Here is a 24,687-nt window from a genome sequence, read left to right on the forward strand (position 1 = left end):
AGGAGAAAGCGAATCTTTCTTTCTCCCATGCTGAGCTCACAAGCCACCGTTGTGTCGAAGTCTATTCTGAATAAGTGGATTGAACGGGACCAGTTTGTAGCTAGGCTCGTTAAGGTCATCGAGAGCGATGAGGAGGTTCAGGCTCTGCTCGAGATGAGCAACACGATAGCTGTGAAGCGCCTCGGGTACAATGACCATGGTCCAGTCCACGCGAGGATAGTGGCTGGAGCATCGCTCGAGATAATGCACATGCTACTTAACCGTAATGTAGATTTCACCACCTTGAAGGACGGGACAGCGCAGAGCCTCGACGAAGTCAAAACTATTCTCGTGCTAGCAAGCTACCTTCATGATACTGGAAACTCCGTTCACCGCGAAAACCACGAGTTGATAGGTAGCCTTCTAGCCAAGGACATTGTTGACAGGATCATAAGTACCGTGCACCCAGGCATCGGTTCCCGAAGGTATACTCTGAGGCAGGAGATTCTTTCAGCAATATATAGTACTGAGTTCAACGTAAAGGCCTTGACGCTCGAGGCCAGTATAGTGAAGCTCGCAGACGGGCTGGACATGTCGGAAGGTCGTGCTCGTTTACCTTATAAGATGGGGAAGGTGGACATGCACTCCCTGTCGGCGCTTAGCATCAAGCGTGTCGAGCTGTCTCAAGGTGACGACGTCCCTATTCAGGTCTCCGTGTACATGGAAGATCTAGCCGGCTTCTTCCAGGTGGAGAGAGTTCTCATGCCGAAGCTTGAGTCAAGCAAGCTGAAAGGTCTGGTCAAGGTAAATATCTACAGTGAGAAGGGTGAAAGAGTGATCTCATTGCTCTAAAAACCTGGATATCTTTAATAACTGGACATTGTCTAAAACACCCTGGTCGCAGATGGAACTACCGGCTATCGAGGGGGGAAAACCTGTTCGGGACACCTTTAAGGAGTACTTTCCGAGGATTTCGGATTACGAGAAACAGCTCGTGCTTTCGGTTCTCGAGTCCGGTCGCTTAGCTTCAGGCGTGGGAACCTTCGTCCATAGGTTTGAGGAGGAGTACGCAAGGTTCATAGGAGTGAAGTACTCTCTTGCCGTTTCGAACGGAACAGCTGCATTGCACACGGCTGTCGCCAGCCTTGGTATAGGAGTAGGGGACGAGGTTATCACGACCCCTTTCAGCTTTGTCGCAACTGCCACAGCCGTGTTGCACAACAACGCCATCCCGGTGTTCGGGGATATAGAGCTGGATACACTCAACCTAGACCCGGAAACAATAGTTGATAAAATCACTCCTAGAACGAGAGCTATACTGGTAGTTCACCTAGCGGGGCATCCTGCGGAGATGGACGAGATAATGAAGATCGCCCGCGAGAACGGTCTCGCGGTGATAGAAGACTGCGCTCAGGCTATCGGGAGTGAGTACAAAGGGAGAAAGGTGGGTAGCATTGGGGACGTAGGGGCTTTTAGCTTCTACCAGTCCAAGAACATGACAACAGGAGAGGGAGGGATGGTCACGACAAATGACGAAGCAGTCTACAGGAAAGCGAGGCTTTTCGTAGAGCACGGCTCCGAGGAGCGCTACTACCACACAACTCTCGGATGGAACTACCGGATGACAGAGCTACAGGCCGCGCTGGGCTTGGGTCAGCTGTCGCGAATAGAGGAGCTAAACAGAGCAAGGGAGGAGATTGCTAGAATATATTCCGATGAGCTAGCGAGCCTTGATGGAGACCTCGTTTTGCTACCTAAGCCGAGGAAGCACGTTAAGCACACATGGCACATATACCAGGTTTTGCTCAGGCTGGAGAATCTAAGGGTTAGTCGAGACAGGGTGGTTGAAGCCGTAAGGCGTGAGAACGTTTTAGTCCTCGTCTCGTACCCTCGTGTAATATACGAGAACCCACTGTTCCAGAAGCTCGACGCTTACGGGCGGGGTTGCCCCTGGTCTTGTCCCTACTACGGTGGTAAAGTTTCGTACAAGCCCGGGCTTTCCCCGAAAGCAGAGCTTGCCGCGAGAAGCGTGGTTACCTTACCAACGCTCGCAGGTATGAGCGCTGATGATGCTGTTGACACAGCAAAGGCTTTAAAGAAAGTTCTGCTGTATTACAGGAAGTGAACCGGATGACCAACCCGATTTTGGAGAAAGCAATCAATGAGGGCAGGTCGCTTCTATCGCTCTCGGAGTCGTTGGCTCTACTTGAGAGCTACGGTTTGCCAGTCGCGAGGTACATTACGCTAAAACGACCAGAGGAGGCCGCAAAGGCGGTTAGCCTCGGCTTTCCAGTTGTGTTGAAGCTTGACAGCCCTGATATTGTTCACAAAACAGAAGCTGGAGCTGTGAGAACGGGAATAGGCTCCGAGGTCGAGCTGAGGCAAGCGATGGATGAAATGCTCTCAAGCGTCAGGCAAAGGTACCCTGAGGCTAGAGTCTATGGTTTTGTAGTACAGGAGATGGTTCAGAAAGCGCACGAAGTGATAATCGGGGGTCTTCGGGACGAGCAGTTCGGCCCTGTGATAGCGTTCGGCATAGGCGGGATACTCGTAGAGGTCCTCAAAGACGTGGTGTTCGAGATCGCGCCCGTGTCCTACGAAGACGCACTAGAGATCATTAAGAGAATCAAGGGCTACAGGATTTTGGAGGGGTACAGAGGGCTACCTCGGGCTAACATAGAGTTGCTTGCTGAGACGATAAGCAGAGCCTCGCTCATGTTCTCCGAGCTCTCCACCACCGTCAGCGAAATGGACCTTAACCCCACCTTTGTCTCATCTGAGTGGGTGAAGATAGCGGACGCTAGGTTCAAGCTAAGCTACTAGATAGCGAGGATTTAGGTCTCTGAACCTTCTCCCCCTCAGGCCAGAGCGCATAAAAGGCCTCTGGTGAGAGCAACAAGCGACAGAAACTATGAATTGTATCGCATCAGTCGCGAGAAGACTCGTCACCTATCAATTATACCGTCGCCTCATCATCCGCTTAATTAGGTGTCGACGGCCTCCTTATAAACCCTCTTCCCCCGAAACTTTTTTAGCAAGCATAACTATTCGAAGCGTGAAAAAGTATGCCGATTAGTATGGGTGCTGTCCTTGAGTTTATCATCGGTTGGGTTGTGAGTGCTATTGTGATCTACGTTGCGCTGAAGATTTTTCCAGGCAAGCAGAAACGCGAGAACATTGCTGGGGCCCTCTTAGCCGCACTAGTCGGCGAAATAATCTTCGCGTTATTCAACATCCTAAAAATACCCTTCGCGAACATCCTGGCGATAGTAGCGTGGCTGTGGGCTCTCAGGAAAATCTTCGGTGTAGGCTGGGTAGGAGCTGCGGTCATAGCCTTCCTAATCTACGTTTTCAGCGTATTTGTCTCGCTCCTAGGGCTTCCGCACATCATATAGCTTTACCTTGAACCGCATACTTTTTTTAAGGCGGGATGCTTGTTAATGACTAGGTGCGCTTGCAGTAATGGAGTGGAAGGAATCTAACGCGTACTCAACCTTGGAGTCAATAGTTTCACATTACATAGCTAGGTACTTCTCCGATCTCACGCAGCAGGAGGTCGAGTTCATGAGCGACGTGGCAACACAGGACCTTGTGAATTACCTGGCAGTAAAGTTCGACTTCATAGGCGACCCGGACTACAGCTACAAGTCTCTTGCGTTAGCGTCGAAGCTGGCTGAGGAGAATCCGCTCGAGTTCGACTCCCTGGTGAACGAGTGGGCTGAAATCTGGGTTCTCAAGTGGAGGCAGAGAGTTAAGCTCGTAATGTCCGATGACCCTGAGAACACTAAGGCTGTCCAGCGTCTGGAGGAAAAAGTTGGACCAATTCTGGATGTGCTCGGCGACGAAGCCACGGAGTTTAAAAAGTTCGCGATAGGGTCCTTGATTAGGACAGGGGAGGTATGCTTCACGAACCTCATGGCCGAGATGGTCGTAAAGGAGATCTTCTTCAAGATAGCGTCAAGCCAGAGAGGCGATGAGGCCGTAAACTTCATCAAGTCAAACCCTGTGTTCGTGATCAATGAGGTTGTGAAAAGGGTGAAGGAGCTAGGACAGTTCCGAGGCAACCTGGTCGTCGTCAGGATAAACCCAGCGTTTTTCCAGGATGCCCGGGGTGAAGCTGTTGAGTGGTGGTGAAAAAGAAGAGTACTTGAAAGTTGACGTTGTAGGCGTTTACCCGATACTCTTCGAATCGGGTGGCGCAGGGTTTGTAATGCTTCTCGAGGCACCAGAGTGGAAAGGTAAGGTGCTACCAATATACATTGGTGTGAGCGAGGGAGTAGCTATTCAGAACGCTCTAAACGGCGTGAGAACGGAGAGGCCGATGACGCACGACCTGATAATAAACATCCTCGAGGCTCTCGGAGTTTCCGTGGAGAGAATAACCATAGATGCGCTTCTCAACAACAGCGTCTATACAGCAACCATCGTTCTAAGGAAAGGCGATGAGCAGAAGGGGGAAAGGCTATTCATCGACGCTAGGCCGAGCGACAGCGTAGCAATAGCACTGCGCGCTGGCGCCCCCATATACGTTGCCTCGCACCTTGAAAGGCTTGCGCGGCGGCCAGAAGAGCTGGGGTTTAAGGAGGAAAATGAGTAGGGAAGCATCCCCGCTGGCTTTGAGCAACCAAGAGCTCGTTGAATTGTACATCTCTCACCTCATTGCCCGAAACAGGTCCGAGAAGACGATAAGGTACTTTAGAAGCATACTGGAGAGCTTTCTTCAGTTCCTCGATGGCAAGCGAATCTCGGAAGTGCAACTCTACGACATCGACCTTTTTCTAGCCCGTCTGCGCCAACGCGGGTGGAAGCCGGACAGCCTATACACCGCGGCTGTTGCAGTTAAAAGGTTCCTGGAGTTTGTCGGCAAAGAGGACGCGCTGCGAGGGTTTGAGCTTCCCAAGCGTGAGAAAAAGCTTCCAAGGTACCTTGAACCCGAAGAAGTGAAAAGAATGGTGGAGCAGGCTGACAACATTCGAGACAAGCTCATCGTGATGTTGCTGTTTACTACGGGGCTCCGCGTCGCCGAGCTTGTCAACATCAGAAAAACGGACATCGACTTAGAAAGAAGGACGGTAAGGGTGAAAGGGAAGGGCGCCAAGGAAAGATACGTGTACTTTCCTCAAAGCGTCGCGGAGTTGCTCGCAGCCTACCTCTCAAGCAACGACTCGGAGTGGTTGTTCCCATCCTCGAAAGATCCCAGCTCTCACATCCACTACACAACTGTCGAGAGAGTGTTGAAGAGGCTAGCGCGTAAAGCGGGCTTAAGTAGAAAAGTTACTCCGCACTTGCTTCGGCACACCTTCGCAACCCTAAGCCTTGCCTCAGGCCTCGATGTGAGAGAGATCCAGGAGCTTCTGGGGCACTCGAATCTCAACACTACTCAAGTGTACGCCCACGTATCTAGGGAGCGCCTTAGGAAAGACTACGAGAGGGTGTGGGGCTCGGTTCTCTAGTCATCTAGACTATCTCAGAAACGGTGGAGCGGAGTTCGATATCGAGTCTTTTCAGGAGAGTTTCTAAGCTTATGACTTCCGCTCCCGCGAACTCTCTCATGTACTCCAACCCCACTTTGTGCCACTCATCGCTGGCTGCCGCCACGCACTCTAAAGGAACAATAACTTTGTAGCCTCGGTAAAATGCCCCAAGCGCTGTTTGTTGCACGCAGATGTGGGTATGTATCCCCGTAACTATCACGGTGTCTACTTCCAGCTCTCGAAGAAGCATATCTAGGTCTGTGAAAACAAACGCATCGTACCTCCTCTTATTCACGATGAAATCCTTCTCAGTGGGCGAGAGCTCGGGTACCACTTTCGCCTCAGTACTACCCTTGATCGCATGGGGGCCCCATAGCTTAGTCTCGAAGTCTATGCCTTGGTAGTGCTGGTCGACAGCGTACACCACCGGTATGCCTCTGCTTCGCGCGAAATCGATAAGCCTTTTGATGCAGGGGATAATACGCTCAGCGTTCTCAGCGCGCAGGCGACCGCGAACGAACTCCTCGAGCATATCTACAACGAGAACAGCGTACTTAGACATACCACTTAGATAACCCGAATAAGGCATATAATAGCGTTTCTTCTTACTCGGGCTTAAGGACCACGACTTTTGGCTTCAGCTCCTCCTCGAGCATCTTCAGGATTGCGGCAACCCTACGACCTTTCTCCGTCAATCTTAGTATTCTGTTGCCGGGACTACCCTTTCTATCCTCCTCGATAAAACCGTACTCCAATAGCTTCTTCACGTTGTTGTAGATAGACGTCGTGGAAAGCCCAGTGGTAGGTCTTAGGTCGGTGATCTTCTTCTCGCCTGAGAGGAGCGCAAGGAGTATTAGATCGCTCTCAGTGAACACCAACCTCACATCTACGTCTTCCGCGGTCATGACCCACCTACAAACCTCGCTACACCGAAATAAAAATTAACCTGTGATTCCGATCTCTCAAGCATGCCTACAGTTAAAATCGAGGATTTCCAGAAGCTGGACATACGCGTGGGGAAAGTACTGCATGCCGAACCGATACAGAAGAGTGAGAAGCTCCTCCTCTTGAAGGTCGATATAGGCGGTGAAACGAGGCAGCTAGTGGCAGGCCTTAGACCCCACTACAAGGCAGAGGAACTGGTAGGAAAACTCGTCATCGTTCTAGCCAATTTAGAGCCTAAAACCCTCATGGGGTACGTTTCACAAGGCATGCTGCTGGCCGCTGTGGATGATGAAAAGCCTGTCTTGCTGGTGCCTGACAGGGAAGTAAAGCCAGGGGCTAAAATAAGCTGAGGGGAAACTGGAGAAAGCAGAAAACTTCTTTTCGGTCAGACTTTTCAGCGAATTCCTAAGTGAAGGCCACGGTCAAACCTGGCAGTGTCCATTTCCCTGTACGTTGAAAGGAGCTTTCTAATGGCCTCACGTATAGCGTCGCTGCGATTCTGGAAGTAGCCTCTCTCAATGAGCTGATCGAGAGCATCTATAAGGCCGACGGGCAGCTTTACCGATATGACCTTTGTTACAGACGTATAGTCACCCCTATTGGTGACGTAATAGCTGCTCGAAAGATCGTTTCTTGTGGTCATCAGACTCTACTGTAACCGAGCTGGATATATTACTTGTAGGAATAACCCCTGCCTATAACCGTAGGACAATTTAAAATAACATTCGTTCGAAACTTTAATTTACACATGGGTATTATGAATGAACTCTATGGCAGAGCTAGGCGTAGAGCGCGATCGGGAGAAGGATGCCATCAGGAGGGAGATCTGGGCTTTACTTGAACGCTACGAGGTAGTGACTAGCCCTAGGCCTTGCTATGGGAAAATCCCCGGTTTCGTGGGTAGCAACAATGTCGCGGCTAAGATTCTGAAGCTTGAAGGCTTTAGGCGCGCAGAGACGGTCTACACGACACCCGATCTTTCTAGCCGAGCAATAAGAGAAGAATCCCTGAAGAGAGGCAAGAAGGTAATAGTGTCCCTGCCGAGGTTACGTGGCTACGTGATTTTAGACCCGTCAAGGATACCTTCATCTAAGTACGGCTTTGCCTCCACACTTAGAGGTTCGTTAAGTCTGGGAGAGAGGATAAGGTGGCCCGAGAACATTAGCGTTGATCTGATTGTTTTGGGAAGCGTGGCTGTAAACAGGGACGGCTCAAGGCTGGGTAGGGGAGACGGGTTCTATGACCTGGAGTACGCGATTCTCAAGGAATTGCACGTAGTCGATAATAAAACCCCTATAGTCACAGCAGTCCACGACCTGCAAATCACGGAGCGTAAAATACCGATGTACAAGCACGACGTCCCCGTTGACTACATCATAACGCCCACTCAGCTTATAGTGACATCAACAACTTACCCGCGTCCGCCCGGGATAATCTGGGATCTTCTATCCATTGACTTTATCAAAGCAACACCTATTTTACGGGTCCTCTTCGGTATATCTTAGTGAGCTGTTAGGGTATTTTTAGCAAGCCCGGGATCATCCTGTTAAGTGCCGCCGCGCAGGAGCTGCAAAAAGAGGCTGGTTTTGCATCGACGTCGTAGATAGAGTTACTAAACCTCATCACGCACCTTCGCTGGCAGTGCGGCAAGCCGAAGCTGTGCCCTAGCTCGTGCAAGCTCTCCTTCAAGAGCCTCATTCTGTACAACGCAATCGAAGGTTGCTGACCGTAGTACTCGGGTCGAAGCCGCTCAGTAAACACCACCCCGCCCCAACCCGGCTTCGATACCCCGAAGACGAAGTTCAGTCCCTCAACAAACCCATCGCCGTTTACGAGTACGAGTAGTCGTTGCTGAGGTACCACCCCCACAGTTGACTGAAGCTTTTCCAGCAACCCCTCAGCGTCGATCTGATCCCTTTCCTCGTCGTAGAAGTCAAGGAGAACGCTCATGCTCAGCAGCTTAGGCTCTACGACTACAGTCGAATTAAAAACGCTCTTAAGGGAGTCAGCGAGCCAATCAACGTCATCTTTCTCAACCCCTAACGGGGCTATCTTAATCGCAATTCCAGCCATACGACAACAGTATGACAATTAGCTAACACCTGAATCAAAAGCATTACCATCAATTAAGCACCCGGGAAGCACAGATTACCAGATATGAAGCTGCGTCTCGAAGACGTCATCGACGAAGCGGTGCTTGTCTCTGAGAAAAGCACAAACGTCCTGCTTGTTACCCTGCTTGCTTGCACGCTCCTATCGCTTATCCTCTCAGAGACCAAGTACCTCCTACTATCTCCGATAATTGCCTCATCCTACTTTGTGGTCGAGCTCTCCTGGAGGTTGTACAAGCTACACGGCGAGAGCGGAGAGTTGAAAGGCGGCCTTTTCGCAGTGGCTCCCTACATTACCCTTCTCACGGCCTCTCTCAGCCTCTTCGGAGTACTTACCTTCATCGCGTACATTCTATCTATATTCGGGCTCTCGGCGATACTCGGTTTAAGGGCTATAGCCAGTAAGCGTGAAGTAATTGTGATCATGTAAGGCTGATCCCTCGAGAGAATGCAATGGGGCCAGTTACTGATAAAAACCACAGGGAGGTAATAGAGCATTGTATGCCCAGCGATCAGTTATACGAGATGCTCCCCTTACTTCTCGAGCTTGCCAAGAGGGGTTGCCTGAGTTTTCCCCGGCGGATAAGCCGCACCGAAGTCATGAAAAGCCTGGGTTATTCAGCCTGGAGGTTCAGGAAGCTCCTCGAAAAGGCCGAGAGTGAAGGTTACATCGAAAGGGTTTTCTTTGGACGCTACGTAGCTTACAGGGTCACTCCTAGAGGGGTCGACCTCCTCAAGAGAATTCACGCGGACCTGAGTGCAGTATTCAGCTCAAACTCATCTATCGTGCTGAGAGGAGTGATGGTGCCAGGGCTAGGGGAAGGGGCAGTGTACATGAGCATACCCCGCTACGTAGAGGCGTTCAGAGAGGCTCTAGGCTTTGATCCATACCCCGGTACTCTCAACATCAGGCTCGATGAAGAGTCCACCGGGAAACGCCTTATCCTTAGAGAAAGCAGTAAGGGGATTAAGATCCCCGGTTTTCAGGTTAACGGCCGCGAGTTCTGTAGCGTGAGGGTTTACAGGGCTACCATAGTCGGCAACAGCATAAGCGTTTACGGCAGCGCCCTGGATATCGAGAAAACGAAGCATGGACCCGAGATACTGGAGCTCATCGCACCCGTTAGATTGCGGGATGAGCTGAGGCTCCGCGATGGCGATGCGGTCGAAGTAGAGATAATGGTCTAGCTACGCTTTAACCGGCTTTAGTCTAAATACGCAGAGATTATTTTCCTCGTGCACAACCTGCTCATTCTCCCACACAGGGTAGACCTTCGCGCCCGAAAGAATACGGGTGCCTGATGCAACGTAGAAAGGCAAGGGGCACAGCTTTTTTAGGGGGCAGCTCTTCTCTCCCAGCACTTTCACAGCGTAGACTTCATCTCTCACCTCAACTTCTCCCTGGAGGCCAATGCTCGCTAAAACAGCGTTTATCGACTCGGTTACCGAGGCGGATTTTTTGCCTTGGAATTTCTCTCGCGCTAACAGCTCTGCGGCAACCGCCACCTGTCCGCTCGTCAAGCTGAGCTTCTCGCTGAGCTTCAGGACCACAAGGGCTAAGAGACTTGAGCAACTCTCCTTCATTACGTTGAGGGGTGATGAGCTGTGTCCTTATTAAGGATATCTCAACCTCCTCCGATGTGTGGCAGGAGCTTAACGGTGTCGCCGGGCTTTAACCAATAGTCAGGGTTCACCGAAATGTCGTTCACTAAGATTACCAGCCTATCTAGCAGAGGTTTCACCTCATCACGAACTATGTCTCGTAGCCTCACTTTATCAGAGCTGGGAAATTCGACCTCCTCGAACTCTTTCCCCGACAGCTCCGTAAGGAATCCGAAGTAGTAAACCTCAACCTTACCCATACTCGATCATTGAGTCAGGTCGACCCATTTCCCAAGCTCGTCTCTTATGTCGCTCAAACCCAGTCTCTCAAGCGTCGAAGCCCTTGGAATCCCACGGTGGTCCCAGCCAATGAGGTTGTAATAAGCGCCAAGCATCTCATCGTACCGTTGAGCGTCGAGCCTGGCGCCCTTAAATGGTCCTTTAGTCAGGGGCCTGGTGAACCACTTGCGCGGTGGGTAGTCTAGCGCTCTACTCCACCGTTTACCCTCTGCCACGTACTCGCGCACCCAGAAGGCTCTAATAAGGTTGAGTACACGCTCGGAAACGACCATGAAATCCTCGAGCCTCCACTTAAGGCCAGTGGCGGCGTTGAACAGATTGACGTACCAGTCGAGCTCAAGCCCGACCTCAACCCACGGCAACCTGCAGGACACGAGTACCTCGAACAACCCCCCTCTAATCCTCTGAAGCTCGAAAACTCTCTCTGCCTTTGCTCGCGTATACTCGAAGCGCCCGTGAGACACTTCCCACGAGATTACCCAAGCATCCTTGTGGTGCGCGCCTATAGAGCTAACGCCGTACGATAACGCCATAGCCGGTGCTGTGTGGCAGTCGTACGCGGAAACGCTGAGCCCTTTAACGTGAACAGCCAGGTCCTCTCCTCCGATAGTGCGGGAGGCGTGCTCAACGCCCTCAGCGAGGACCTCACCAAGGCCGGGGCGCCTATACACAATGTCCTCGGAGAGGCTCACGAACCGGTCAAAGTCACCCCACTCGACGTTCTCCTTGATCAGCTTCTTCTCGCTCGCCTCGGCGGCGAAAGCAAGGACAGACCCCAGGCCGATCGTGTCGATACCCCACATATCCGCAAGCCTGTTAAGCCGTGCGACTCTCCTGAGGTCTCCCAGCCCGATGTTGGACCCGAGCATCGCCACGTTCTCGTAGTCGAGCTCCGAGACCTCACCTTTGTCATCGTAAACGTAGTTTCCACACGTCATGTTGCAGTTAGGACAGCCCCTCTGACCAACCTTCATCTTCTCCATAGCGTTGCCGTCTATTTTCTCACTCTCGTCGAAAACCCCCTCGTTGAAGTTGTGTGTGGGTAAAACGCTGTTCGCCTGAGACCACTGAACAGTCATCATGGTGCCTTGCCTCATCCAAAACGAGTATGCCGGTTTCTCCTTAATTTCCGCGTAAGCCCTAGCGGCCAGCCTCCTGTACTTGTCCTCGTCGTAGAGCTCTGGAGCTCTTTCGCCTGTAAACACCACTGCCTTCAGGTTCTTGCTCCCCATTACAGCACCGATGCCGGGTCTGCCCCCGCTTCTCCCCTCTTGGGATATTATCGTCGCGAGTTCAACGAGGTTCTCCCCCGCAGGGCCAATAACGAGTATGCCTGAGTTTCTCCCATGCCTTTTGACGAGCAAGCGCTCACTGGTGAAAGTGTCTTTCCCCCAAAGGTCGTCCGCAGTGAGGAACTCAACTTTTCCATCAGAGATGTGAATGTACGTTGGCTTCTCCGCTTTCCCGGTGATCGCTACAGCGTCGTAACCAGAGTATCTCAGGTAAACGGCGGCCCTGCTACCTATGTTCCCGTCACCGTACCCGTGGGTGAGCGGGCTTTTTGCCGCCACGACAAGCTTACCCGTACTGGGACCGGGTAAGCCGGTCAACGGCCCTGTAGCTATAACGAGGATGTTGTCTGGAGAGAGGGGATCAGTTCCGGGCGCTAAGTGGTTCCAGAGTAGCCTAACAGCGAAGCCCCTTCCACCAATGTACGTCTTAGCAAAGTCTCCATCATACTCTTGGATCTTTACACTCTTTGAAGTGAGGTCAATCCACAGAATCTTACCATTCCAGCCCTTCATCTTTACCTCGAAGAAATCGTTACAGTACTTAAAGTTAAAAATTACTCAGAAAAGCTTATATAGAGACAAGGTGAAGAAATAACCCCCCGGTGGTTTTTCGTGGACCTCAAAGTCGTCATCCTCCCTTACGAGAGCGCACACTACACCGTTGTCCTAGACCAGTCTGTAGCAAAGAAGCTCGACTTAAGGCCTAACGACAGAGTTCGGGTCGTCTCCGGATCGCACGAAGTGATAGCTACAGTGACGATCGCTAAGGAGTTCCCCTCAGATTCCATCGGGATATACTTGAACGTCTCCCGGATTCTTCAGGTAAACGAGGGAGAGATCGTGCAGGTTGAGCCCACGGAGCCTCCCAGGTCGCTGAACGTCATTCGCAAGAAGCTTGCAAGAGGTAAGATAACTTTCGAGGAGGCCAAGCAGCTGATGCAGGACATAGTTGGCGGCGTTCTCAGTGAGGTTGAGATAGCAGCCTTGGTTACGGCGATACACTTCCAGGGCATGTCGATTGATGAGGCGTACAACCTGACTGTGGCTATGGTTGAGACGGGCCGGCGCCTCTCGCTCAACAGGCCCACGATCCTCGACAAGCACAGCCTAGGCGGAGTTCCAGGTGACAAGACAAGCCTCCTAGTGGTGCCCATAATAGCCTCCCTGGGCTTCACCATCCCGAAAACCTCTTCAAGAGCGATAACCTCGCCTGCTGGAACCGCAGACCGGATGGAGACTATAGCCCCTGTAAACCTTTCAATAGAGGAGATGACCCGGGTGATAGAGAAGACTAACGGGTGCATTGTTTGGGGCGGAGCCCTCAACCTCGCTCCCGCCGACGACATCATAATCAGAGTGGAGTACCCTCTAGGAATCGACCCGTTCTTCGTACCCTCGATACTGGCGAAAAAGCTGGCTGTAGGGTCGACACACGTTGTTCTCGATGTCCCAACGGGTAGGGGCACGAAGGCACGGACACTGGAAGAAGCGCGCAGGATATCCTACGACTTCATCGAGCTCGGCTCCATGCTGGGCATAAAGATTCAGGCTGTCTCAACGTACGCTGAGGAGCCCGTGGGCTACGCTGTGGGGCCTGCTCTGGAGGCCAGAGAAGCGCTACAGGCTTTAAGCTCACTCAAGCCCTTAGACCTTGTGGATAAAGCAGTCAGTCTGGCTGGAACCCTCCTTGAAATGGTTGGAATACAGAACGGCTACGAAATAGCTTTCGAGGCACTTAGGACTGGAAAAGCCGAGAAGAAGTTCAGGCAAATTATAGAGGCGCAGGGAGGGAACCCCGAGGTGAAGCCTGAGGATATACCGCTCGGAGACAAAACCCTTACAATCTACTCGGAGGAGGATGGCTTCCTCTACTTCATTGACAACCCCACTATAGCCCTGGTGGGCAAGATGGCCGGCGCACCGATAGACAAGGGAGCAGGCGTCTTGCTTCATGTAAAAATAGGGGATAGAGTCAAGCCTGGGGATCCTCTGTTCACAGTTTACTCGTACAGCTCTGCGAAGCTCCAAGCCGTTGAAAGATTCCTTGAGACCTCAAAGGCTGTGGGCATAGGTAAGATAGCGGGCAGGAAGATGCTGCTCGAGAAAGTGAGCTTTACGCCATCGAGGCCCCTGCTGGAGCGGTGACCTAAGGCACAGCAAGTTTTTATGCCTCAAACCCGCCTTAAACGCTAGAGTGGTAAAGGTGAGCGACTTCATAAAGCTGTTCGCCAATAATCTCACAAGCTGGGTTGAAGCCCAGAAAACGTTCCTAGATTCAGCGAAGTCGATCGAGCGGGAGCTTGAAAACGCGGATAGACTGGAGCTGATACTTGCAACACGGGCTGCATTCGCTCACATGATTAAAACTATAGAAGCTTTTGACAAATGGCTTCAGGATCCGTTCATAATTGGACACATGCCGAGGGAGATGCTTCTGGATATCCAGAGGAAAACTTGGGAGATCCTTAAAAGCCTGTTGGAACTCGACATTAAGCACACCTCAGAGTTTCGTGACAGGCTTCTCAGTCTGGCCGAGAGTGGCAAGCTAAATCCGATCCTCTACGCTCCTAGAGAGGAGTCGAGGCGCGAAGACAGGTTCCACATAAGCTACTAGCTCGGCTACTCACGGGTGCGGCTCTTGAGCTTTCCGGATACCGTCAAAGCTCTTAAGTCAGATGGGTTGCTGGCTGAGGTAGACGCACCCCTTTCGCCAGACTACGAGATACCGTGGCTTGCCTCAAGGTTGGCAGAGAGTACCGTTAAAGCACTGCTCTTCAGCAATCTACAGGAGAAAAGCTTCCCCCTTCTAACCAACGTTTACTACGGTAAGGCACAACGAGTGTTTAAAGAGGACGTAGACGGCCTTCGCGAAAGGTTTAGGCGTTGGCTGACCCTCTTCGCTCAATTCCCAGCAGATCATGCTTCGAAGCTCAACAAGCTGGCTTCGCTGGCATGGCTGGCAGACATCCTACCTAGGATACGTGACTCAGCTAAAGGCTTCCTGCAGTCAACCTCCTTCGACCTGGATCTAACAGAGCTCCCTGCGTTGCGGCACCACGTGGGTGAGGAGTTCCCGGTTATAAAGAACCCTGTGGTCGTGTTTCAAGATAGAGAAGCGAAAACCCTAGAGGTGTTCTCTCAGCCAGTTCAGGTAGTGGATGAAAAAACTCTGCTCATTCATATCCCTCACCATACTAGGGCTTACAGGCTAATCGAGGATGTAGCACGACGTGGGGGCACTCTAAACGTAGCGGTGGTTGTAGGTGCACCACCATACCTGCAGCTCGCCGCTGGGATCAACTGGATTCCATGGGTAGACAAGTACATGCTCGCAGGCGAACTTTCGGGATCACCGCTAGAGCTGATGAGGCTGGACAACGGCACGTACGTGCCCGCTGAGGCGGAAATAATAATCACCGGTGAGCTCGTCCCAGGGGACGTTAGACCGGAGGGAAAAATGCTCTACGAGGATCTGCGACTGTATGGGGGCTCTCCCATGCCTGTCGTGCGCGCTAAGACGTTGCTGTACAAGCCCTCTGCACTTTTCTATACTTCAATAACAAACCCCCTGCTAAGCGATGTGGCGTCGCTCAAGGAAATCGAGGAGAAGCTTCTCCTAGAGTTCATCCAGCAGCACATCCCGAGCGTTATCGGGGTGAAGTATATCGCAAGCGATGCGTACAGAACAATGATCGTCGCCCTGGATGGATCACAGTCAGTTTCCGCGCTCGAGGTCGGCGGCCTTCTCTTCTCAATCAACGTGAACCCCTACCTCGATACAGTCGTGGTTTTGAAGTGCGGAGCACGATGCTTACAAAGCATGAAAGATGACAGCAGAGTGCTAACCTACCTGATCTCGAGTTTACAACACGGAAGCATCCTAGCCGCAAGCGCCACGCCTCTAGACGATGTTCTAAGAAGTGAGAGAAAAACTAGGATCATAGTAGATGCTACTAACGCGGCACCTGAGAACAGCATTAACGACTACATCGAGGGGGTTAAAGACGTTGCTAAGCTCACTGAGTTATACGCGAGACTTTCTCGAGAACTTCGGGATGCGCAGTCCTGATATATCTGCAAATTTCGCACAAAACATCTTCTTTCTTTACCTTACTCTCTAGCAGTAGTTGGGCTATCTCCCTAACCTTGTCTTCGAGCTCTGGGATGCTCGCCGTGGACCAAGCCCCGCGTTGCCGGTTAATGTACCGGCTAATGCTCGATTGGCTAACTCCCAAAGCGCGGGCTATTTGAAGCTGGGTCAAGCCGACTTCCTCATACATGTACTTTACTATCATCCCTCTTACGCTGGGAAGCAGTTTCTTGCTTATGCTTTCACAGGGGGCTTGCACGCCTAACACCTATGTACTGATTGTATGACACCGGCAATAAAAGGATTGTTGCAGGGGAAAAGGCTTTTGCCACAATAAATTCTCTGTTCAAAATAAGCTACTGGCGTCTATTGGATAAAGAAATCTCTTTTTACAAATAACGCTGCATTCTGAACCATTAAATAAAATAAGAGATTTTGACCGCGTAAAGAATATATACCTCCCTTTGGACACTACACATGGTGAAAAACCAATGTCACACCAGAAGATAATGGCCTACTGCGTTAAGTGCCGCAAGCAGGTTGAAATGAAGAACCCTCAGCAGGTCACGCTTAAGAACGGCAGGCTTGCCTACAAGGGCACCTGCCCCTACTGCGGCACCACTGTCTACAGGTTTGTAGGCAGAGTTAAGCAGTAAGGAGACGTAGGGATACCATCAAAAATATAACGTAATTTTTTCTCATCTACCCCGTGATGGTTTAGATGAGCAAGGACTTGGCACTCCTCGAGAAGCTTGAGATGCTGATCCCAGGCTTCCGCGGTTACAAGCAGAAAGAGCTTCTTCGAGAGGATGATGCTCTCGTTCGGAGAAAGGTCGCCTCCATCCTGGATGATGCGCGCATAAAGGTAGAGAGGTTGATTACCGTTATGAGGAAGAAGAACATATCGATAGCTCTGAGGCTCGACGATTTAAGGCTCGAGCTGATGAAAGCCTCACAGATGGTGAAGCACGCAACGTACGGTTACTCCGGCCTATTTGATCGAGTGAAGATAAGTGAGACGGAGCTTCAGCGCTTGCTAGAGTACGACTACAAGCTCGTGTCAGGGGCTTCGAGGATAATGGAGCGCGTCCTAGAACTGTCAACGTTGACCGACCCTCAGGAATTCATGGAGAAGCTTAACTCGACAATAGACTTGGTCAGGCAACTGGAAGACGACATCAAAGCACGGGAGGACGTACTCAGGGGTGGGGTGGCTTAGCGGTGTCGAAGAGCTCTCTGCAGGTAATCAGGTGGGTTAACCCTTCTCCAGACGACATAGTATGGAGGTACCCGAACGACGACATCCAGCTAGGGTCAGTAGTCATAGTTGAAGAGCACCAGGTTGCTGTGTTCTTCAGGGATGGGAAAGCTTACGATGTTCTGGGACCCGGGAGGCACGTTCTCTCCACACTTAACATACCACTACTCTCGAAGGCTTACAACATCATATACCCTGAGACACCCTTTAAGGCGACAGTCATCTTCATCAGCATGAAGCAGTTTCAGGGGAAGTTCGGCGGGCAAACGCAAACTCAAGATCTCGCCCCCCTCAAGTTTTACGGTAGCTTTTGGTTCAGGGTTTCAGACCCGCAACTCTTTGTCGTCGAAGTCATCGGAGGCCAGAGAGCGTTCGACACGGAGTCCGTCAATAAGTTCCTGAGAGGATACTTCCTAGAGAACGCCATGGCGTCGCTCAGTAAGTACAAGCTGGCTGAAGTTTTCTCAAATGTGGACAAAGTTACAGCCGAGCTGAAGCTCGACCTCCTCGAGCCTTTCAGGCGCATAGGGCTTGAGCTGATAGACGTGAAAATGGAGGGTTTAGACACCACGCCCGAGTACCGCGACAGGATCTTCTGGATTACACAAACCGGCACTCCAGCGGAGGTTCTGAGGATGGATACTGTAAAAAGTGTTGCGCAGGAGCTTGGGAAATCACCGGGCGCCTCAATTGGGACAGGGATGGTGATAATACCCCCGCTTCTGTCCCCGCCTGCGCCGGCACAAGCTCCAGCAGCTCCGGTTGCACAGGCTCAGCCACCCGGCCTTCAAGGCGTGCAGTGCCCTAAGTGCGGAACCCTGAACCCGCCGGGAGCGAGGTTCTGCTACAACTGTGGCACTCCACTAACTAAAAAGTGCCCGAAGTGCGGCAGCGACGTCCCGCTCAACGCCAGGTTCTGCCCATACTGCGGATACCAGTTCACCTAGGTGTAGCGCGTGCGCCTTCCGCTCCTGCTCTCCATAATTCTCTGGGGAGCGCTCTTAATAGCGGTGGGGGTAGGTGCGATCAGCGGCTACAGCATTTTCTCGTGTATCCTCATAGTGCTAGGGCTATCGATAGTGCTCAATGCGTTCGCTACACGGTGCCCCCATTCTAAGTGCCCTAGGAGAGGGTTTCTGCTTCTCTGGGGCTTACTTTTCTCCGAGTTAGGTTTAATCTCTGAGGCGTCGAGGTACTACAGCTCCCTGCTTTTCTGGGCAGGCATCTTCATAATTACTCTCGCACTATCAGCGTACGTTGTAGACAGAAAGTACTCAATCCTGTAAGCTGTCTGCGCCTAGCACATTCATTCCATCACCGCATCCACTGAAGCCTTTTCACAAGCTACCATGGCATGCCGTGTTTGCGGCCTCGGCACTACACCACCTCTTCACGCCGTGTGAGGGGCTCGGCACGCTGCTCTATCCGCGCCAGGAGCTCCGCTATTGTTCGTAGAGTTTTTCTTTCCTACTCGCTGAGGAAAAGCTAAAAACGTTGAGGATGCGGGAGTTGGCTTCAGGTGATAAAAGCCTTCTAGGCCGGGGGTGCGATACTTACTTTCACACTACCTCCGAGCCTTTTAGCTTCGGAAACTAGAAAGCTGAAGCACTCTGCTAAATCCCACTTAGAGGATACCCCAAACGACGTGAGGTGTATTTCCAAGATAGGCGCGCCCAGCTCAACTCCCTTAGGATGGCTTTTAACGTAAACCCTAGGGTAGCTCCTTACAGCTCTTTTAACAACGGGGGCGAACTCCGACTCGGGTATTCCTTGGACCGTGAACGATGCCTCGAGAAACTCCTCGGCCTTGAATATTCGCTGAAGGATCGGTTTAACGCCGCTCTCAAAGACTGCTTCAACCTCTTTAGGGGGACCGGGTAAGACAAAGATGTGAGTTCCGCGAACCCTAACATACACACCCGGAGCCGTCCCCGCAGGGTTTGCGAGAGGGAGAGCCCCAAGTGGTAGGTAAGCCATCTTAACTCTTTCAGGCGTTAGCGGCATCCCCCTTGCAGCGTACTTCTCCTTGATGATCTTCAAGGCTTGCTCGTTGAGGACCAGAGGTCGGTTTAGCGCCCTGGCAAGCCCATCTAAGGTCACGTCGTCGAAGGTGGGTCCCAAGCCACCCGTAGATATAACCACCTGAACTGGCTTGAAGAGGGCGTAACGGAATGCCTCAGCGATGCTCAAAACGTCGTCTCTCACGGTTAGTGCTGCATCGACAACAAAACCGAGCTTTGTCAGCTCCTCAGAGATCCTCTGGGCATTAGTGTTCAGAACTTTCCCGATGAGCAGCTCGTTGCCGATGCTGATGATCAGCGCTCTGTTCTGCTTGTCCAGTGGCTCAGCCTCTAGTCTATTCGTCATCAAGTCAGCCGTCTCCTCCGTCATCACGCTCGTGAAATAAGGGGGTGAGCACCCCATTAAATTTTCCAACCCTTAACGTCACTTCGCCTCAAGACAAACACTCTTATAAATGCAGCAATCATCACGGACAGCCACAGGGGAGAGTAGAGGAAGAAGTAGAGGGTAAGCCAGCTAAGCTTAACTTCATAGCCTATCTTCCTAGAAAGCGACCAAACCGCTAAGCTGTAGACGAGAAAGTACGGTAGCGTGAAAAACACCTGAGGGGGTAGAAAAGCCGCTAAAGTTTCAACAATGTAAACGAATGGGAGCAGAGAAGCAAGCAGGCTGAAAGCGAAATGCCATAGTGTGAGAGATAAAGCTAGGACCCACGGAACGTGTGAAAGCAAAATAACTGGGAGGATCAAAACCCAAGGAAACATGACGAGAACCGCCGCAGCGGACTCAAGATGGTACTTGGTGCTAGCTTTGGATAGCACGTGCAAGTATTCTTTAACCCACAGCCAGGCCCCCACAGACCACCTAAGCCTCTGATTAACCCAATCGCGAACACTGGAGGGAGTTTCCACCATTACAGCTGACTGGTGAAAGTACCTGTAACGCAGACCTAAGAAAAAGCTCCTGAAGCCAATATCCATGTCCTCTAGAACGGTGTTCTTGAAGCCTCCCAGCTCCTTCAGTGCTGCGCGTCGAAATGCGAATGCGGCTCCGTTCAGTCCAGCGCAGAGCCCCACTCTCCGGTTGAAAATATAGCTGGCCACTCCGAAGGCCAGGTAATCGTAGTACGTTAGTTTCCCTATAAGAGAGCTTCCCCGTGCGACCTTCTTAATCTCAACTACATCGACATCATCCATGAACGATACTAGCTTCTCGAGAAAAAGGGGGTCGTCGATCCGCGTGTCACTGTCCAGAAACAGGACGATCTCTCCCGTTGAAACAGATAGGGCTTCGTTTAGAGCCCTCACCTTTCCTCTTCTAGCCTCGCTCACCAAAAACACGACTCGATCACGGTAAACATCGATGAGCCTGCGTAGATCCTCACTTGGTTCATCGACGCTGACGATGACCTCTTTTAGCGCGTGGTCCCCGTGTTTAGTGAAAAAATCCAGAATCTCCGACAGGTTTTCTGGGTCCCGGTAAGCCGTGACTATGACGGTCACATCCCGCATCGCTAAATGCCCTCAACCCTGCCATCCCTATAGATCCTCGCAGCGGGACCCACTACCGATCCAGCCTTGATACGTGCGTAAGGGGCTACGAAGACACCTAGCTTCTTCTTTTTACCCATCAACCCCTGGAGGGGTAGCTCCCGAGTCAGAGTGTAATCATCGGGGAGCACGCTAAGGACCGTTGTCCGTGGCTCTGCAACGCTCCTGTACCCCAGGACGCTGTCTGTGATCAGCGAAAAGCTCCCAACAGTCGCGTGCGGTTGAAGGACGCTGCGCTTGATCTCTGTGTGGGCGCCTACCACGGCGTGCTCCTCTATAGAAGTGTACTCGCGCACGAACGCCCCTTTTCCGACAAACGCCCCTCTACCAACGTACACGGGTCCTTTAAGAACCGCGTAATGGTCTATCGTGGCTCCCTCGTCGATGATGACGCAGCCCTCCAGGATAGCTGTGTTGGACACCCTAGCCGTAGCCGCAATGGACAGGCCGCACCTCCTTTTCGTTAGGCTGTAGAACGCGTTTATGAGGTCCCACGGGTAGTCTACTGCAACCCACTCACCGGTCCAGTAAGCTGCGTAGACCCCAATTTTCTCAATCAGGTAGTTAAGAGCCTCAAAAAACTTCAAACCCCTCTCCAGGAGCACGAGAAACTCCGATGGAAGAATGAACACACCGCCAACGACGTAGCTAGTCTCCTTGCCTGACACGCTTTCAACGACCCTTGTGACGAGATTTTCCCTTGTGAAAGCCGTTCCGAAGGCTTGAACATCAGGTCTCGGGACAAGAAGAACGCTCGGTCTCTCCTCTCCTCTATGGACCTCGAGGATTCTTCTAAACGCATCCTCCTCAACTATTACGTCACCGTACACCAGCATGAACCAGTCATCCCCCTCCAAAGCCTCGGCGGCCGCTAAAAGCGCCCCCTCGATTCCGGGTAATTGCTGAACTCTAACCGAGACGCTGGCGGCGTAGCCGCTCTCATTAACGCTTCTGACTATTTCGCCCATCGGGACATCTTCCGAGGTCACAACAATAGCCTTGTCGCCTGTTGCCCGTAGCGCGCTGGTCAAGGGATACATGAAGAGGGGCTTGCCCATAATGCTCAGAAGCGCCCTTGGGTAACCGTCGGTCAGAGGAAGCATGCGGTTAGTCCTTCCACCGGTTAGAACAACCGTCTTCATACCCTACTCCACCGTCACGGTCTTAGCGAGGTTCCGTGGCTTGTCGGGATCCGCTCCTCTCTCGACAGCCGTGTAGTATGCTAGGAGCTGAAGCGGAATAACCGATAAAACAGGCAGGAGTAGCTCATCCTGCGATGGAATAATTACTCTGTCGTCTACTCTCTCAGCGAGCTCGGAGCTTTCCGGCAGAATCCCTACTGTGAAAGCTCCCCTGGCCTTCATCTCCTCAACGTTGCCGAGAAGCTTCTTCTCGAGACTACTCTCGATCGACACAAATATCACCGGAAACCCTGGCTCGACTAAAGCTATTGGGCCATGCTTGCTTTCACCAGCGGGGTATCCCTCGGCGTGCACATAAGCCACCTCCTTCAACTTCAGCGCCCCCTCTAGGGCTATCGGGAGCCCCAGACCTCTGCTCAAATAATATGCGCTGCTCTTGACCGACATAAACCTGCCCATCTGCTTAGCCCAACCCTCGTTCTTCATGATCACTACCGAGGCCAGATCCGGGAGCGTCCTTAGACGCTCGCGTATGCTTCTAACGTCTCCCTCATCGAGCCTACCGCTCCTGCGTGCTACTAGCGATGCCAGCCAGGTGAGGGCTGTAAGCTGAGTAGTGAAGGTTTTTGTGGCTGCAACACCAATTTCGGGCCCAGCCTTCATGTAGACTGCTTGGTCACTTTCTCGTGAAATAACACTCCCGACCACGTTTGTCAGGGAAACAACCCGGCAGCCCCTGGCCTTAAAGGCCCTGAGGGCCATCAGCGTGTCTATAGTCTCCCCGCTTTGAGAAACCGCTAAAAGGACGTCTCCTCTGCCGGCTAGGTGTGCGTAGGACTCGTACTCGCTGGATATAAAGGGAATTACCCCCCTCCCAGCCAGCTTTGCCGTTAGAAGAGAGAAGAACAAAGAGGCGTGGTAGCTTGTTCCGGCTGCTGTGACGAAGATCGTGTCGCTCCCGTGAAGCAGATCGGCTCCCTTCTCGTAGTCCTCTCCGAACCCCGCCACCGTGTCGTTGATTACGCGTGGTTGCTCGTGGATCTCCTTAAGCATGAAGTGGGGGTAGCCCTCCCGGCGGGCGGACTCAGGGGTCCAGTCAACGGTGAAGACTCTACTGCGAGGGTCCACAATCTCCCCGTTGAGCCGCTCGATGTATACGGTATCCCTTGATATGTAGCCGAGCTCACCATCAAGAAGTGTGATCACTCTCCTTGTGTACTCTAGGAATGCCGGTATGTCCGAAGCCAGGAAGACTCTTCCGTCACCGATCCCGATCACCAGGGGTGAGTGCTTCCGGGCAAAGTATATCCGGTCAGGCGTGTCCTGGATTAAGACTGCCAGAGCGTAACTGCCCTTGAGCCTCGAGATCGTCCTCTTGAAAGCCGAGAAAGGCTCGTAGCTCTGTGAAAGGTTTTCCTCTATCAAGTGGGCTACTACCTCGGTGTCCGTCTGGCTTCGAAATACGTGGCCTTTCCTTTCCAGCTCACTCTTCAGCTCAACGTAGTTCTCAATTATGCCGTTGTGGACCACAGCGATACGACCCTTGCAGTCGACGTGGGGGTGCGCGTTTTCGTCGGTCGGGGGTCCGTGCGTGGCCCACCTCGTGTGGCCTATACCCACACTCCCTTCAAGACACGAGAAGCAGAGCCTAGCGTCAACCTCGTCGATTTTCCCAGCGCCTTTAACCACCCTTATTTTCCCCTCGGATATTGTGGCTACTCCTACGCTGTCGTAACCCCTGTACTCAAGCCTCCGCAGACACTCGCCTAGAACCCTTCCGGCCCTGATCCCGTCGCCGACAATCCCGACGATCCCGCACACAGTTCTCTTCCTAGAAGCAGGTTAATAAGCTGTACGTATAGCAATCTGCATACAGTTGAAGCCCAGCTTATTTTACGACAAAACTAATTGAAACTCCCTGGATAAGAGTACAAGTGGTGGGTCGGGTCACATGGAGGAAATAACGATGGAGGAATTCCTTAGCAGGTTTGCAGGGAAGAGGATCCGCGTGAGGCGCGTTGCGGCACCCCCTCCCGGGATTGTGATTGAATCTATGGGAAGCGTTTACCTAGTAAAGGTAAAATAGCCTTTTTTCTGACTTTTTCAACGTTAGTGATGTTTGGTAGAGATGTTAAGGCTCTTGCTAGGAAGATAATCGTCCACAGGTACGACTACTTCTCCGGAGACAGGCTCAACAGTGAAGGTAGGAAGGTTTTCGAGGAAATGGCGAGGATGCTCGTCTTCGAGCACCCTTACTACAAGAAACGAGTTAAGGAAGTTAGACGCAGAGGAGACTTTGAGTCTTTCATCAAGCTAGCTGAGCTGATTCTCGGGGAAGCAGAAACGAAGAGCCTGGTCTCAGCTACTCTGAGCTCTCCGTACAAAGAGCGGGGAGCTTCTGGTGCTTAGCTTGTCATCAAGTCTACTTTGATGATACCTTCGAGGTCGAAGTAGAGGATCCTCGCATCCTTAAAGGAGATGTACTTCGACTGGCCGTCGCTTGCAACCTCGTATGTCAAGAGGATCTTGCACGGGGCCTCGGTGATGCCTCTTCTCTCGATCTCTTCTATGAGCCTTCTAGCCACTTTCCGCCACTCTTCAAGGCTCTTACTGCGGTCAACTCCTTGCTCCTTTGCCAGCCTGGACAGCGTCGCGTAGAAGGCTTTCCTGAGGTTGAACATAGCCCCCCTTGAACTCGGGCTAATAGGGGACTGGATCGTGTTTGCAAGCGCACTAACCTCCACTACGTCCAGAAACTGCCTCAGGTTCCGGCCGAGCTGCTCTATGTAGGTTCGCATGGCCTCGGGGAATTTCCTCTCCCTAATACCCTCTTCTACGAGCTTAAGCACTAGGTTAACATTACTTACAAGGTCCTCCATGCTTACATCCAATTTAAATCCTCACTGCAAAGTTTTTAAACTT

At 52.0% G+C, this 24,687-nt stretch carries 33 protein-coding genes; 20 read left to right on the forward strand and 13 right to left on the reverse strand.

The features are described from left to right. The first annotated feature begins 27 nt into the window (after positions 1-27). The 7 genes from ACNO7C_RS05055 (at position 28) to xerA (ending at position 5,432) form a co-directional block, all read left to right on the forward strand. The gene (locus ACNO7C_RS05055) at positions 28-831 is read left to right on the forward strand and encodes an HD domain-containing protein (RefSeq protein ID WP_460025862.1); all 804 of its coding nucleotides are present in this window, start codon (positions 28-30) and stop codon (positions 829-831) included. A gap of 52 nt (positions 832-883) precedes the next feature. Beyond that, a complete protein-coding gene (locus ACNO7C_RS05060) occupies positions 884-2,104 on the forward strand; it encodes a DegT/DnrJ/EryC1/StrS family aminotransferase (RefSeq protein ID WP_460025863.1) in 1,221 nt (406 codons plus the stop codon). A gap of 5 nt (positions 2,105-2,109) precedes the next feature. Then, positions 2,110-2,802 (forward strand): acetate--CoA ligase family protein, encoded by a 693-nt coding sequence (locus ACNO7C_RS05065; RefSeq protein ID WP_460025864.1) that lies wholly within the window; start codon positions 2,110-2,112, stop codon positions 2,800-2,802. Between the two features lie 242 nt (positions 2,803-3,044). Further along, on the forward strand, positions 3,045-3,374 hold the full coding sequence (locus tag ACNO7C_RS05070; RefSeq protein ID WP_460025865.1) for a hypothetical protein: 330 nt from the start codon (positions 3,045-3,047) through the stop codon (positions 3,372-3,374). Between the two features lie 67 nt (positions 3,375-3,441). Further along, positions 3,442-4,113, forward strand: a complete 672-nt coding sequence (locus tag ACNO7C_RS05075; RefSeq protein WP_460025866.1) for a hypothetical protein — start codon at positions 3,442-3,444, stop codon at positions 4,111-4,113. Continuing rightward, positions 4,100-4,576 (forward strand): bifunctional nuclease family protein, encoded by a 477-nt coding sequence (locus ACNO7C_RS05080; RefSeq protein WP_318537837.1) that lies wholly within the window; start codon positions 4,100-4,102, stop codon positions 4,574-4,576. Before ACNO7C_RS05075 ends, ACNO7C_RS05080 begins: the two co-directional genes overlap by 14 nt. Next, the gene (gene xerA / locus ACNO7C_RS05085) at positions 4,569-5,432 is read left to right on the forward strand and encodes a site-specific tyrosine recombinase/integron integrase (RefSeq protein WP_460025867.1); all 864 of its coding nucleotides are present in this window, start codon (positions 4,569-4,571) and stop codon (positions 5,430-5,432) included. Before ACNO7C_RS05080 ends, xerA begins: the two co-directional genes overlap by 8 nt. A 4-nt stretch (positions 5,433-5,436) precedes the next feature. On the opposite strand, the gene ACNO7C_RS05090 is transcribed toward xerA, so the two are convergent. After that, a complete protein-coding gene (locus tag ACNO7C_RS05090) occupies positions 5,437-6,015 on the reverse strand; it encodes a cysteine hydrolase family protein (RefSeq protein WP_460025868.1) in 579 nt (192 codons plus the stop codon). Positions 6,016-6,058: 43 nt separating this feature from the next. Then, the gene (locus ACNO7C_RS05095; RefSeq protein WP_318537834.1) at positions 6,059-6,358 is read right to left on the reverse strand and encodes a MarR family transcriptional regulator; all 300 of its coding nucleotides are present in this window, start codon (positions 6,356-6,358) and stop codon (positions 6,059-6,061) included. A 63-nt stretch (positions 6,359-6,421) separates the two neighbouring features. Between ACNO7C_RS05095 and metG the strand changes: the two genes are divergently transcribed. Then, positions 6,422-6,748 (forward strand): methionine--tRNA ligase subunit beta, encoded by a 327-nt coding sequence (metG, locus tag ACNO7C_RS05100; RefSeq protein WP_460025869.1) that lies wholly within the window; start codon positions 6,422-6,424, stop codon positions 6,746-6,748. Between the two features lie 44 nt (positions 6,749-6,792). Here the strand turns inward: metG and ACNO7C_RS05105 are convergent, their stop codons facing one another. Beyond that, positions 6,793-7,041 carry a ribbon-helix-helix domain-containing protein gene (locus ACNO7C_RS05105; RefSeq protein ID WP_318537832.1) on the reverse strand — a complete coding sequence of 83 codons (249 nt, stop codon included), beginning with the start codon at positions 7,039-7,041 and terminating at the stop codon, positions 6,793-6,795. A 118-nt stretch (positions 7,042-7,159) separates the two neighbouring features. Here ACNO7C_RS05105 and ACNO7C_RS05110 point away from each other — a divergent pair, with 118 nt between their 5' ends. After that, complete coding sequence (locus ACNO7C_RS05110; RefSeq protein WP_460025870.1) at positions 7,160-7,903, forward strand: 5-formyltetrahydrofolate cyclo-ligase; 744 nt, start codon at positions 7,160-7,162, stop codon at positions 7,901-7,903. Positions 7,904-7,910: 7 nt separating this feature from the next. Here the strand turns inward: ACNO7C_RS05110 and ACNO7C_RS05115 are convergent, their stop codons facing one another. Beyond that, the gene (locus tag ACNO7C_RS05115; protein ID WP_460025871.1) at positions 7,911-8,471 is read right to left on the reverse strand and encodes an archaemetzincin family Zn-dependent metalloprotease; all 561 of its coding nucleotides are present in this window, start codon (positions 8,469-8,471) and stop codon (positions 7,911-7,913) included. 84 nt (positions 8,472-8,555) lie between these two features. Here ACNO7C_RS05115 and ACNO7C_RS05120 point away from each other — a divergent pair, with 84 nt between their 5' ends. Both ACNO7C_RS05120 and ACNO7C_RS05125 read left to right on the forward strand, forming a co-directional pair. Further along, positions 8,556-8,939, forward strand: coding sequence for a hypothetical protein (locus tag ACNO7C_RS05120; RefSeq protein WP_318537829.1), 384 nt, complete (start codon positions 8,556-8,558; stop codon positions 8,937-8,939). A 71-nt stretch (positions 8,940-9,010) separates the two neighbouring features. Further along, complete coding sequence (locus ACNO7C_RS05125; protein WP_460025872.1) at positions 9,011-9,697, forward strand: DUF120 domain-containing protein; 687 nt, start codon at positions 9,011-9,013, stop codon at positions 9,695-9,697. On the opposite strand, the gene ACNO7C_RS05130 is transcribed toward ACNO7C_RS05125, so the two are convergent. The 3 genes from ACNO7C_RS05130 to ACNO7C_RS05140 are packed head-to-tail and all read right to left on the reverse strand — an operon-like array spanning position 9,698 to position 12,216. Next, a complete protein-coding gene (locus tag ACNO7C_RS05130) occupies positions 9,698-10,093 on the reverse strand; it encodes a hypothetical protein (protein ID WP_460025873.1) in 396 nt (131 codons plus the stop codon). 41 nt (positions 10,094-10,134) lie between these two features. Then, entirely contained in the window at positions 10,135-10,371 is a 237-nt protein-coding gene (locus ACNO7C_RS05135) for a MoaD/ThiS family protein (RefSeq protein WP_460025874.1), read from the reverse strand. A gap of 6 nt (positions 10,372-10,377) precedes the next feature. Next, complete coding sequence (locus ACNO7C_RS05140; RefSeq protein ID WP_460025875.1) at positions 10,378-12,216, reverse strand: aldehyde ferredoxin oxidoreductase family protein; 1,839 nt, start codon at positions 12,214-12,216, stop codon at positions 10,378-10,380. A gap of 99 nt (positions 12,217-12,315) precedes the next feature. On the opposite strand from ACNO7C_RS05140, the gene ACNO7C_RS05145 reads away from it, so the two are divergent. Genes ACNO7C_RS05145 through ACNO7C_RS05155 form a run of 3 tightly spaced genes read left to right on the forward strand, consistent with a single transcriptional unit; the run spans position 12,316 to position 15,772 of the window. Then, on the forward strand, positions 12,316-13,848 hold the full coding sequence (locus tag ACNO7C_RS05145; RefSeq protein ID WP_460025876.1) for an AMP phosphorylase: 1,533 nt from the start codon (positions 12,316-12,318) through the stop codon (positions 13,846-13,848). A gap of 49 nt (positions 13,849-13,897) precedes the next feature. Continuing rightward, the gene (locus tag ACNO7C_RS05150) at positions 13,898-14,317 is read left to right on the forward strand and encodes a DUF2153 family protein (RefSeq protein WP_460025877.1); all 420 of its coding nucleotides are present in this window, start codon (positions 13,898-13,900) and stop codon (positions 14,315-14,317) included. 24 nt (positions 14,318-14,341) lie between these two features. Beyond that, a complete protein-coding gene (locus ACNO7C_RS05155) occupies positions 14,342-15,772 on the forward strand; it encodes a UbiD family decarboxylase (protein ID WP_460025878.1) in 1,431 nt (476 codons plus the stop codon). Here ACNO7C_RS05155 and ACNO7C_RS05160 read toward each other — a convergent pair. Next, positions 15,720-15,998, reverse strand: a complete 279-nt coding sequence (locus ACNO7C_RS05160; protein ID WP_460025907.1) for a transcriptional regulator — start codon at positions 15,996-15,998, stop codon at positions 15,720-15,722. The genes ACNO7C_RS05155 and ACNO7C_RS05160 overlap by 53 nt on opposite strands. A gap of 286 nt (positions 15,999-16,284) precedes the next feature. Here ACNO7C_RS05160 and ACNO7C_RS05165 point away from each other — a divergent pair, with 286 nt between their 5' ends. The 4 genes from ACNO7C_RS05165 (at position 16,285) to ACNO7C_RS05180 (ending at position 18,337) form a co-directional block, all read left to right on the forward strand. After that, positions 16,285-16,449: a DUF5679 domain-containing protein gene (locus ACNO7C_RS05165; RefSeq protein WP_318537820.1), complete on the forward strand. Its 165-nt coding sequence runs from the start codon at positions 16,285-16,287 to the stop codon at positions 16,447-16,449. A gap of 65 nt (positions 16,450-16,514) precedes the next feature. Beyond that, the gene (locus ACNO7C_RS05170) at positions 16,515-17,012 is read left to right on the forward strand and encodes a hypothetical protein (protein ID WP_460025879.1); all 498 of its coding nucleotides are present in this window, start codon (positions 16,515-16,517) and stop codon (positions 17,010-17,012) included. A gap of 2 nt (positions 17,013-17,014) precedes the next feature. Next, positions 17,015-17,998 (forward strand): SPFH domain-containing protein, encoded by a 984-nt coding sequence (locus tag ACNO7C_RS05175; protein WP_460025880.1) that lies wholly within the window; start codon positions 17,015-17,017, stop codon positions 17,996-17,998. Positions 17,999-18,007: 9 nt separating this feature from the next. Further along, positions 18,008-18,337, forward strand: a complete 330-nt coding sequence (locus tag ACNO7C_RS05180; RefSeq protein WP_460025881.1) for a hypothetical protein — start codon at positions 18,008-18,010, stop codon at positions 18,335-18,337. A gap of 247 nt (positions 18,338-18,584) precedes the next feature. Here the strand turns inward: ACNO7C_RS05180 and ACNO7C_RS05185 are convergent, their stop codons facing one another. The 4 genes from ACNO7C_RS05185 to glmS are packed head-to-tail and all read right to left on the reverse strand — an operon-like array spanning position 18,585 to position 23,586. Next, complete coding sequence (locus ACNO7C_RS05185; protein WP_460025882.1) at positions 18,585-19,442, reverse strand: nicotinamide mononucleotide deamidase-related protein; 858 nt, start codon at positions 19,440-19,442, stop codon at positions 18,585-18,587. A gap of 32 nt (positions 19,443-19,474) precedes the next feature. Then, complete coding sequence (locus ACNO7C_RS05190; RefSeq protein ID WP_460025883.1) at positions 19,475-20,584, reverse strand: glycosyltransferase family 2 protein; 1,110 nt, start codon at positions 20,582-20,584, stop codon at positions 19,475-19,477. A 2-nt stretch (positions 20,585-20,586) separates the two neighbouring features. Continuing rightward, positions 20,587-21,765: a sugar phosphate nucleotidyltransferase gene (locus ACNO7C_RS05195; RefSeq protein ID WP_460024060.1), complete on the reverse strand. Its 1,179-nt coding sequence runs from the start codon at positions 21,763-21,765 to the stop codon at positions 20,587-20,589. Between the two features lie 3 nt (positions 21,766-21,768). Continuing rightward, positions 21,769-23,586 (reverse strand): glutamine--fructose-6-phosphate transaminase (isomerizing), encoded by a 1,818-nt coding sequence (glmS, locus tag ACNO7C_RS05200; RefSeq protein ID WP_460024061.1) that lies wholly within the window; start codon positions 23,584-23,586, stop codon positions 21,769-21,771. A 130-nt stretch (positions 23,587-23,716) separates the two neighbouring features. Here glmS and ACNO7C_RS05205 point away from each other — a divergent pair, with 130 nt between their 5' ends. Together ACNO7C_RS05205 and ACNO7C_RS05210 are read left to right on the forward strand one after the other, a co-directional pair. After that, entirely contained in the window at positions 23,717-23,851 is a 135-nt protein-coding gene (locus ACNO7C_RS05205) for a hypothetical protein (protein WP_460024062.1), read from the forward strand. A gap of 29 nt (positions 23,852-23,880) precedes the next feature. Continuing rightward, positions 23,881-24,174 carry a hypothetical protein gene (locus ACNO7C_RS05210; protein WP_460024063.1) on the forward strand — a complete coding sequence of 98 codons (294 nt, stop codon included), beginning with the start codon at positions 23,881-23,883 and terminating at the stop codon, positions 24,172-24,174. Here the strand turns inward: ACNO7C_RS05210 and ACNO7C_RS05215 are convergent. Beyond that, positions 24,171-24,644 (reverse strand): hypothetical protein, encoded by a 474-nt coding sequence (locus ACNO7C_RS05215; protein ID WP_460024064.1) that lies wholly within the window; start codon positions 24,642-24,644, stop codon positions 24,171-24,173. The genes ACNO7C_RS05210 and ACNO7C_RS05215 overlap by 4 nt on opposite strands. Between the last annotated feature and the right edge of the window lie 43 nt (positions 24,645-24,687).

The organism is Infirmifilum tikiterense, assembly GCF_054696565.1.

Coding starts and splice junctions, on each gene's coding strand:
- ACNO7C_RS05140 (WP_460025875.1), bottom strand. CDS start 12,216: ATGAAGGGCTGGAATGGTAAGATTCTGTGGATTGACCTCACTTCAAAG.
- ACNO7C_RS05075 (WP_460025866.1), top strand. CDS start 3,442: ATGGAGTGGAAGGAATCTAACGCGTACTCAACCTTGGAGTCAATAGTT.
- ACNO7C_RS05160 (WP_460025907.1), bottom strand. CDS start 15,998: ATGATAGTAAAGTACATGTATGAGGAAGTCGGCTTGACCCAGCTTCAA.
- metG (WP_460025869.1), top strand. CDS start 6,422: ATGCCTACAGTTAAAATCGAGGATTTCCAGAAGCTGGACATACGCGTG.
- ACNO7C_RS05210 (WP_460024063.1), top strand. CDS start 23,881: ATGTTTGGTAGAGATGTTAAGGCTCTTGCTAGGAAGATAATCGTCCAC.
- ACNO7C_RS05130 (WP_460025873.1), bottom strand. CDS start 10,093: ATGAAGGAGAGTTGCTCAAGTCTCTTAGCCCTTGTGGTCCTGAAGCTC.
- ACNO7C_RS05165 (WP_318537820.1), top strand. CDS start 16,285: ATGTCACACCAGAAGATAATGGCCTACTGCGTTAAGTGCCGCAAGCAG.
- ACNO7C_RS05120 (WP_318537829.1), top strand. CDS start 8,556: ATGAAGCTGCGTCTCGAAGACGTCATCGACGAAGCGGTGCTTGTCTCT.
- ACNO7C_RS05095 (WP_318537834.1), bottom strand. CDS start 6,358: ATGACCGCGGAAGACGTAGATGTGAGGTTGGTGTTCACTGAGAGCGAT.
- ACNO7C_RS05105 (WP_318537832.1), bottom strand. CDS start 7,041: ATGACCACAAGAAACGATCTTTCGAGCAGCTATTACGTCACCAATAGG.
- ACNO7C_RS05090 (WP_460025868.1), bottom strand. CDS start 6,015: ATGTCTAAGTACGCTGTTCTCGTTGTAGATATGCTCGAGGAGTTCGTT.
- ACNO7C_RS05070 (WP_460025865.1), top strand. CDS start 3,045: ATGCCGATTAGTATGGGTGCTGTCCTTGAGTTTATCATCGGTTGGGTT.
- ACNO7C_RS05065 (WP_460025864.1), top strand. CDS start 2,110: ATGACCAACCCGATTTTGGAGAAAGCAATCAATGAGGGCAGGTCGCTT.
- ACNO7C_RS05170 (WP_460025879.1), top strand. CDS start 16,515: ATGAGCAAGGACTTGGCACTCCTCGAGAAGCTTGAGATGCTGATCCCA.
- ACNO7C_RS05195 (WP_460024060.1), bottom strand. CDS start 21,765: ATGAAGACGGTTGTTCTAACCGGTGGAAGGACTAACCGCATGCTTCCT.
- ACNO7C_RS05185 (WP_460025882.1), bottom strand. CDS start 19,442: ATGACGGAGGAGACGGCTGACTTGATGACGAATAGACTAGAGGCTGAG.
- ACNO7C_RS05115 (WP_460025871.1), bottom strand. CDS start 8,471: ATGGCTGGAATTGCGATTAAGATAGCCCCGTTAGGGGTTGAGAAAGAT.
- xerA (WP_460025867.1), top strand. CDS start 4,569: ATGAGTAGGGAAGCATCCCCGCTGGCTTTGAGCAACCAAGAGCTCGTT.
- ACNO7C_RS05110 (WP_460025870.1), top strand. CDS start 7,160: ATGAACTCTATGGCAGAGCTAGGCGTAGAGCGCGATCGGGAGAAGGAT.
- ACNO7C_RS05135 (WP_460025874.1), bottom strand. CDS start 10,371: ATGGGTAAGGTTGAGGTTTACTACTTCGGATTCCTTACGGAGCTGTCG.
- ACNO7C_RS05125 (WP_460025872.1), top strand. CDS start 9,011: ATGCCCAGCGATCAGTTATACGAGATGCTCCCCTTACTTCTCGAGCTT.
- ACNO7C_RS05205 (WP_460024062.1), top strand. CDS start 23,717: ATGGAGGAAATAACGATGGAGGAATTCCTTAGCAGGTTTGCAGGGAAG.
- ACNO7C_RS05060 (WP_460025863.1), top strand. CDS start 884: ATGGAACTACCGGCTATCGAGGGGGGAAAACCTGTTCGGGACACCTTT.
- ACNO7C_RS05055 (WP_460025862.1), top strand. CDS start 28: ATGCTGAGCTCACAAGCCACCGTTGTGTCGAAGTCTATTCTGAATAAG.
- ACNO7C_RS05215 (WP_460024064.1), bottom strand. CDS start 24,644: ATGGAGGACCTTGTAAGTAATGTTAACCTAGTGCTTAAGCTCGTAGAA.
- ACNO7C_RS05190 (WP_460025883.1), bottom strand. CDS start 20,584: ATGCGGGATGTGACCGTCATAGTCACGGCTTACCGGGACCCAGAAAAC.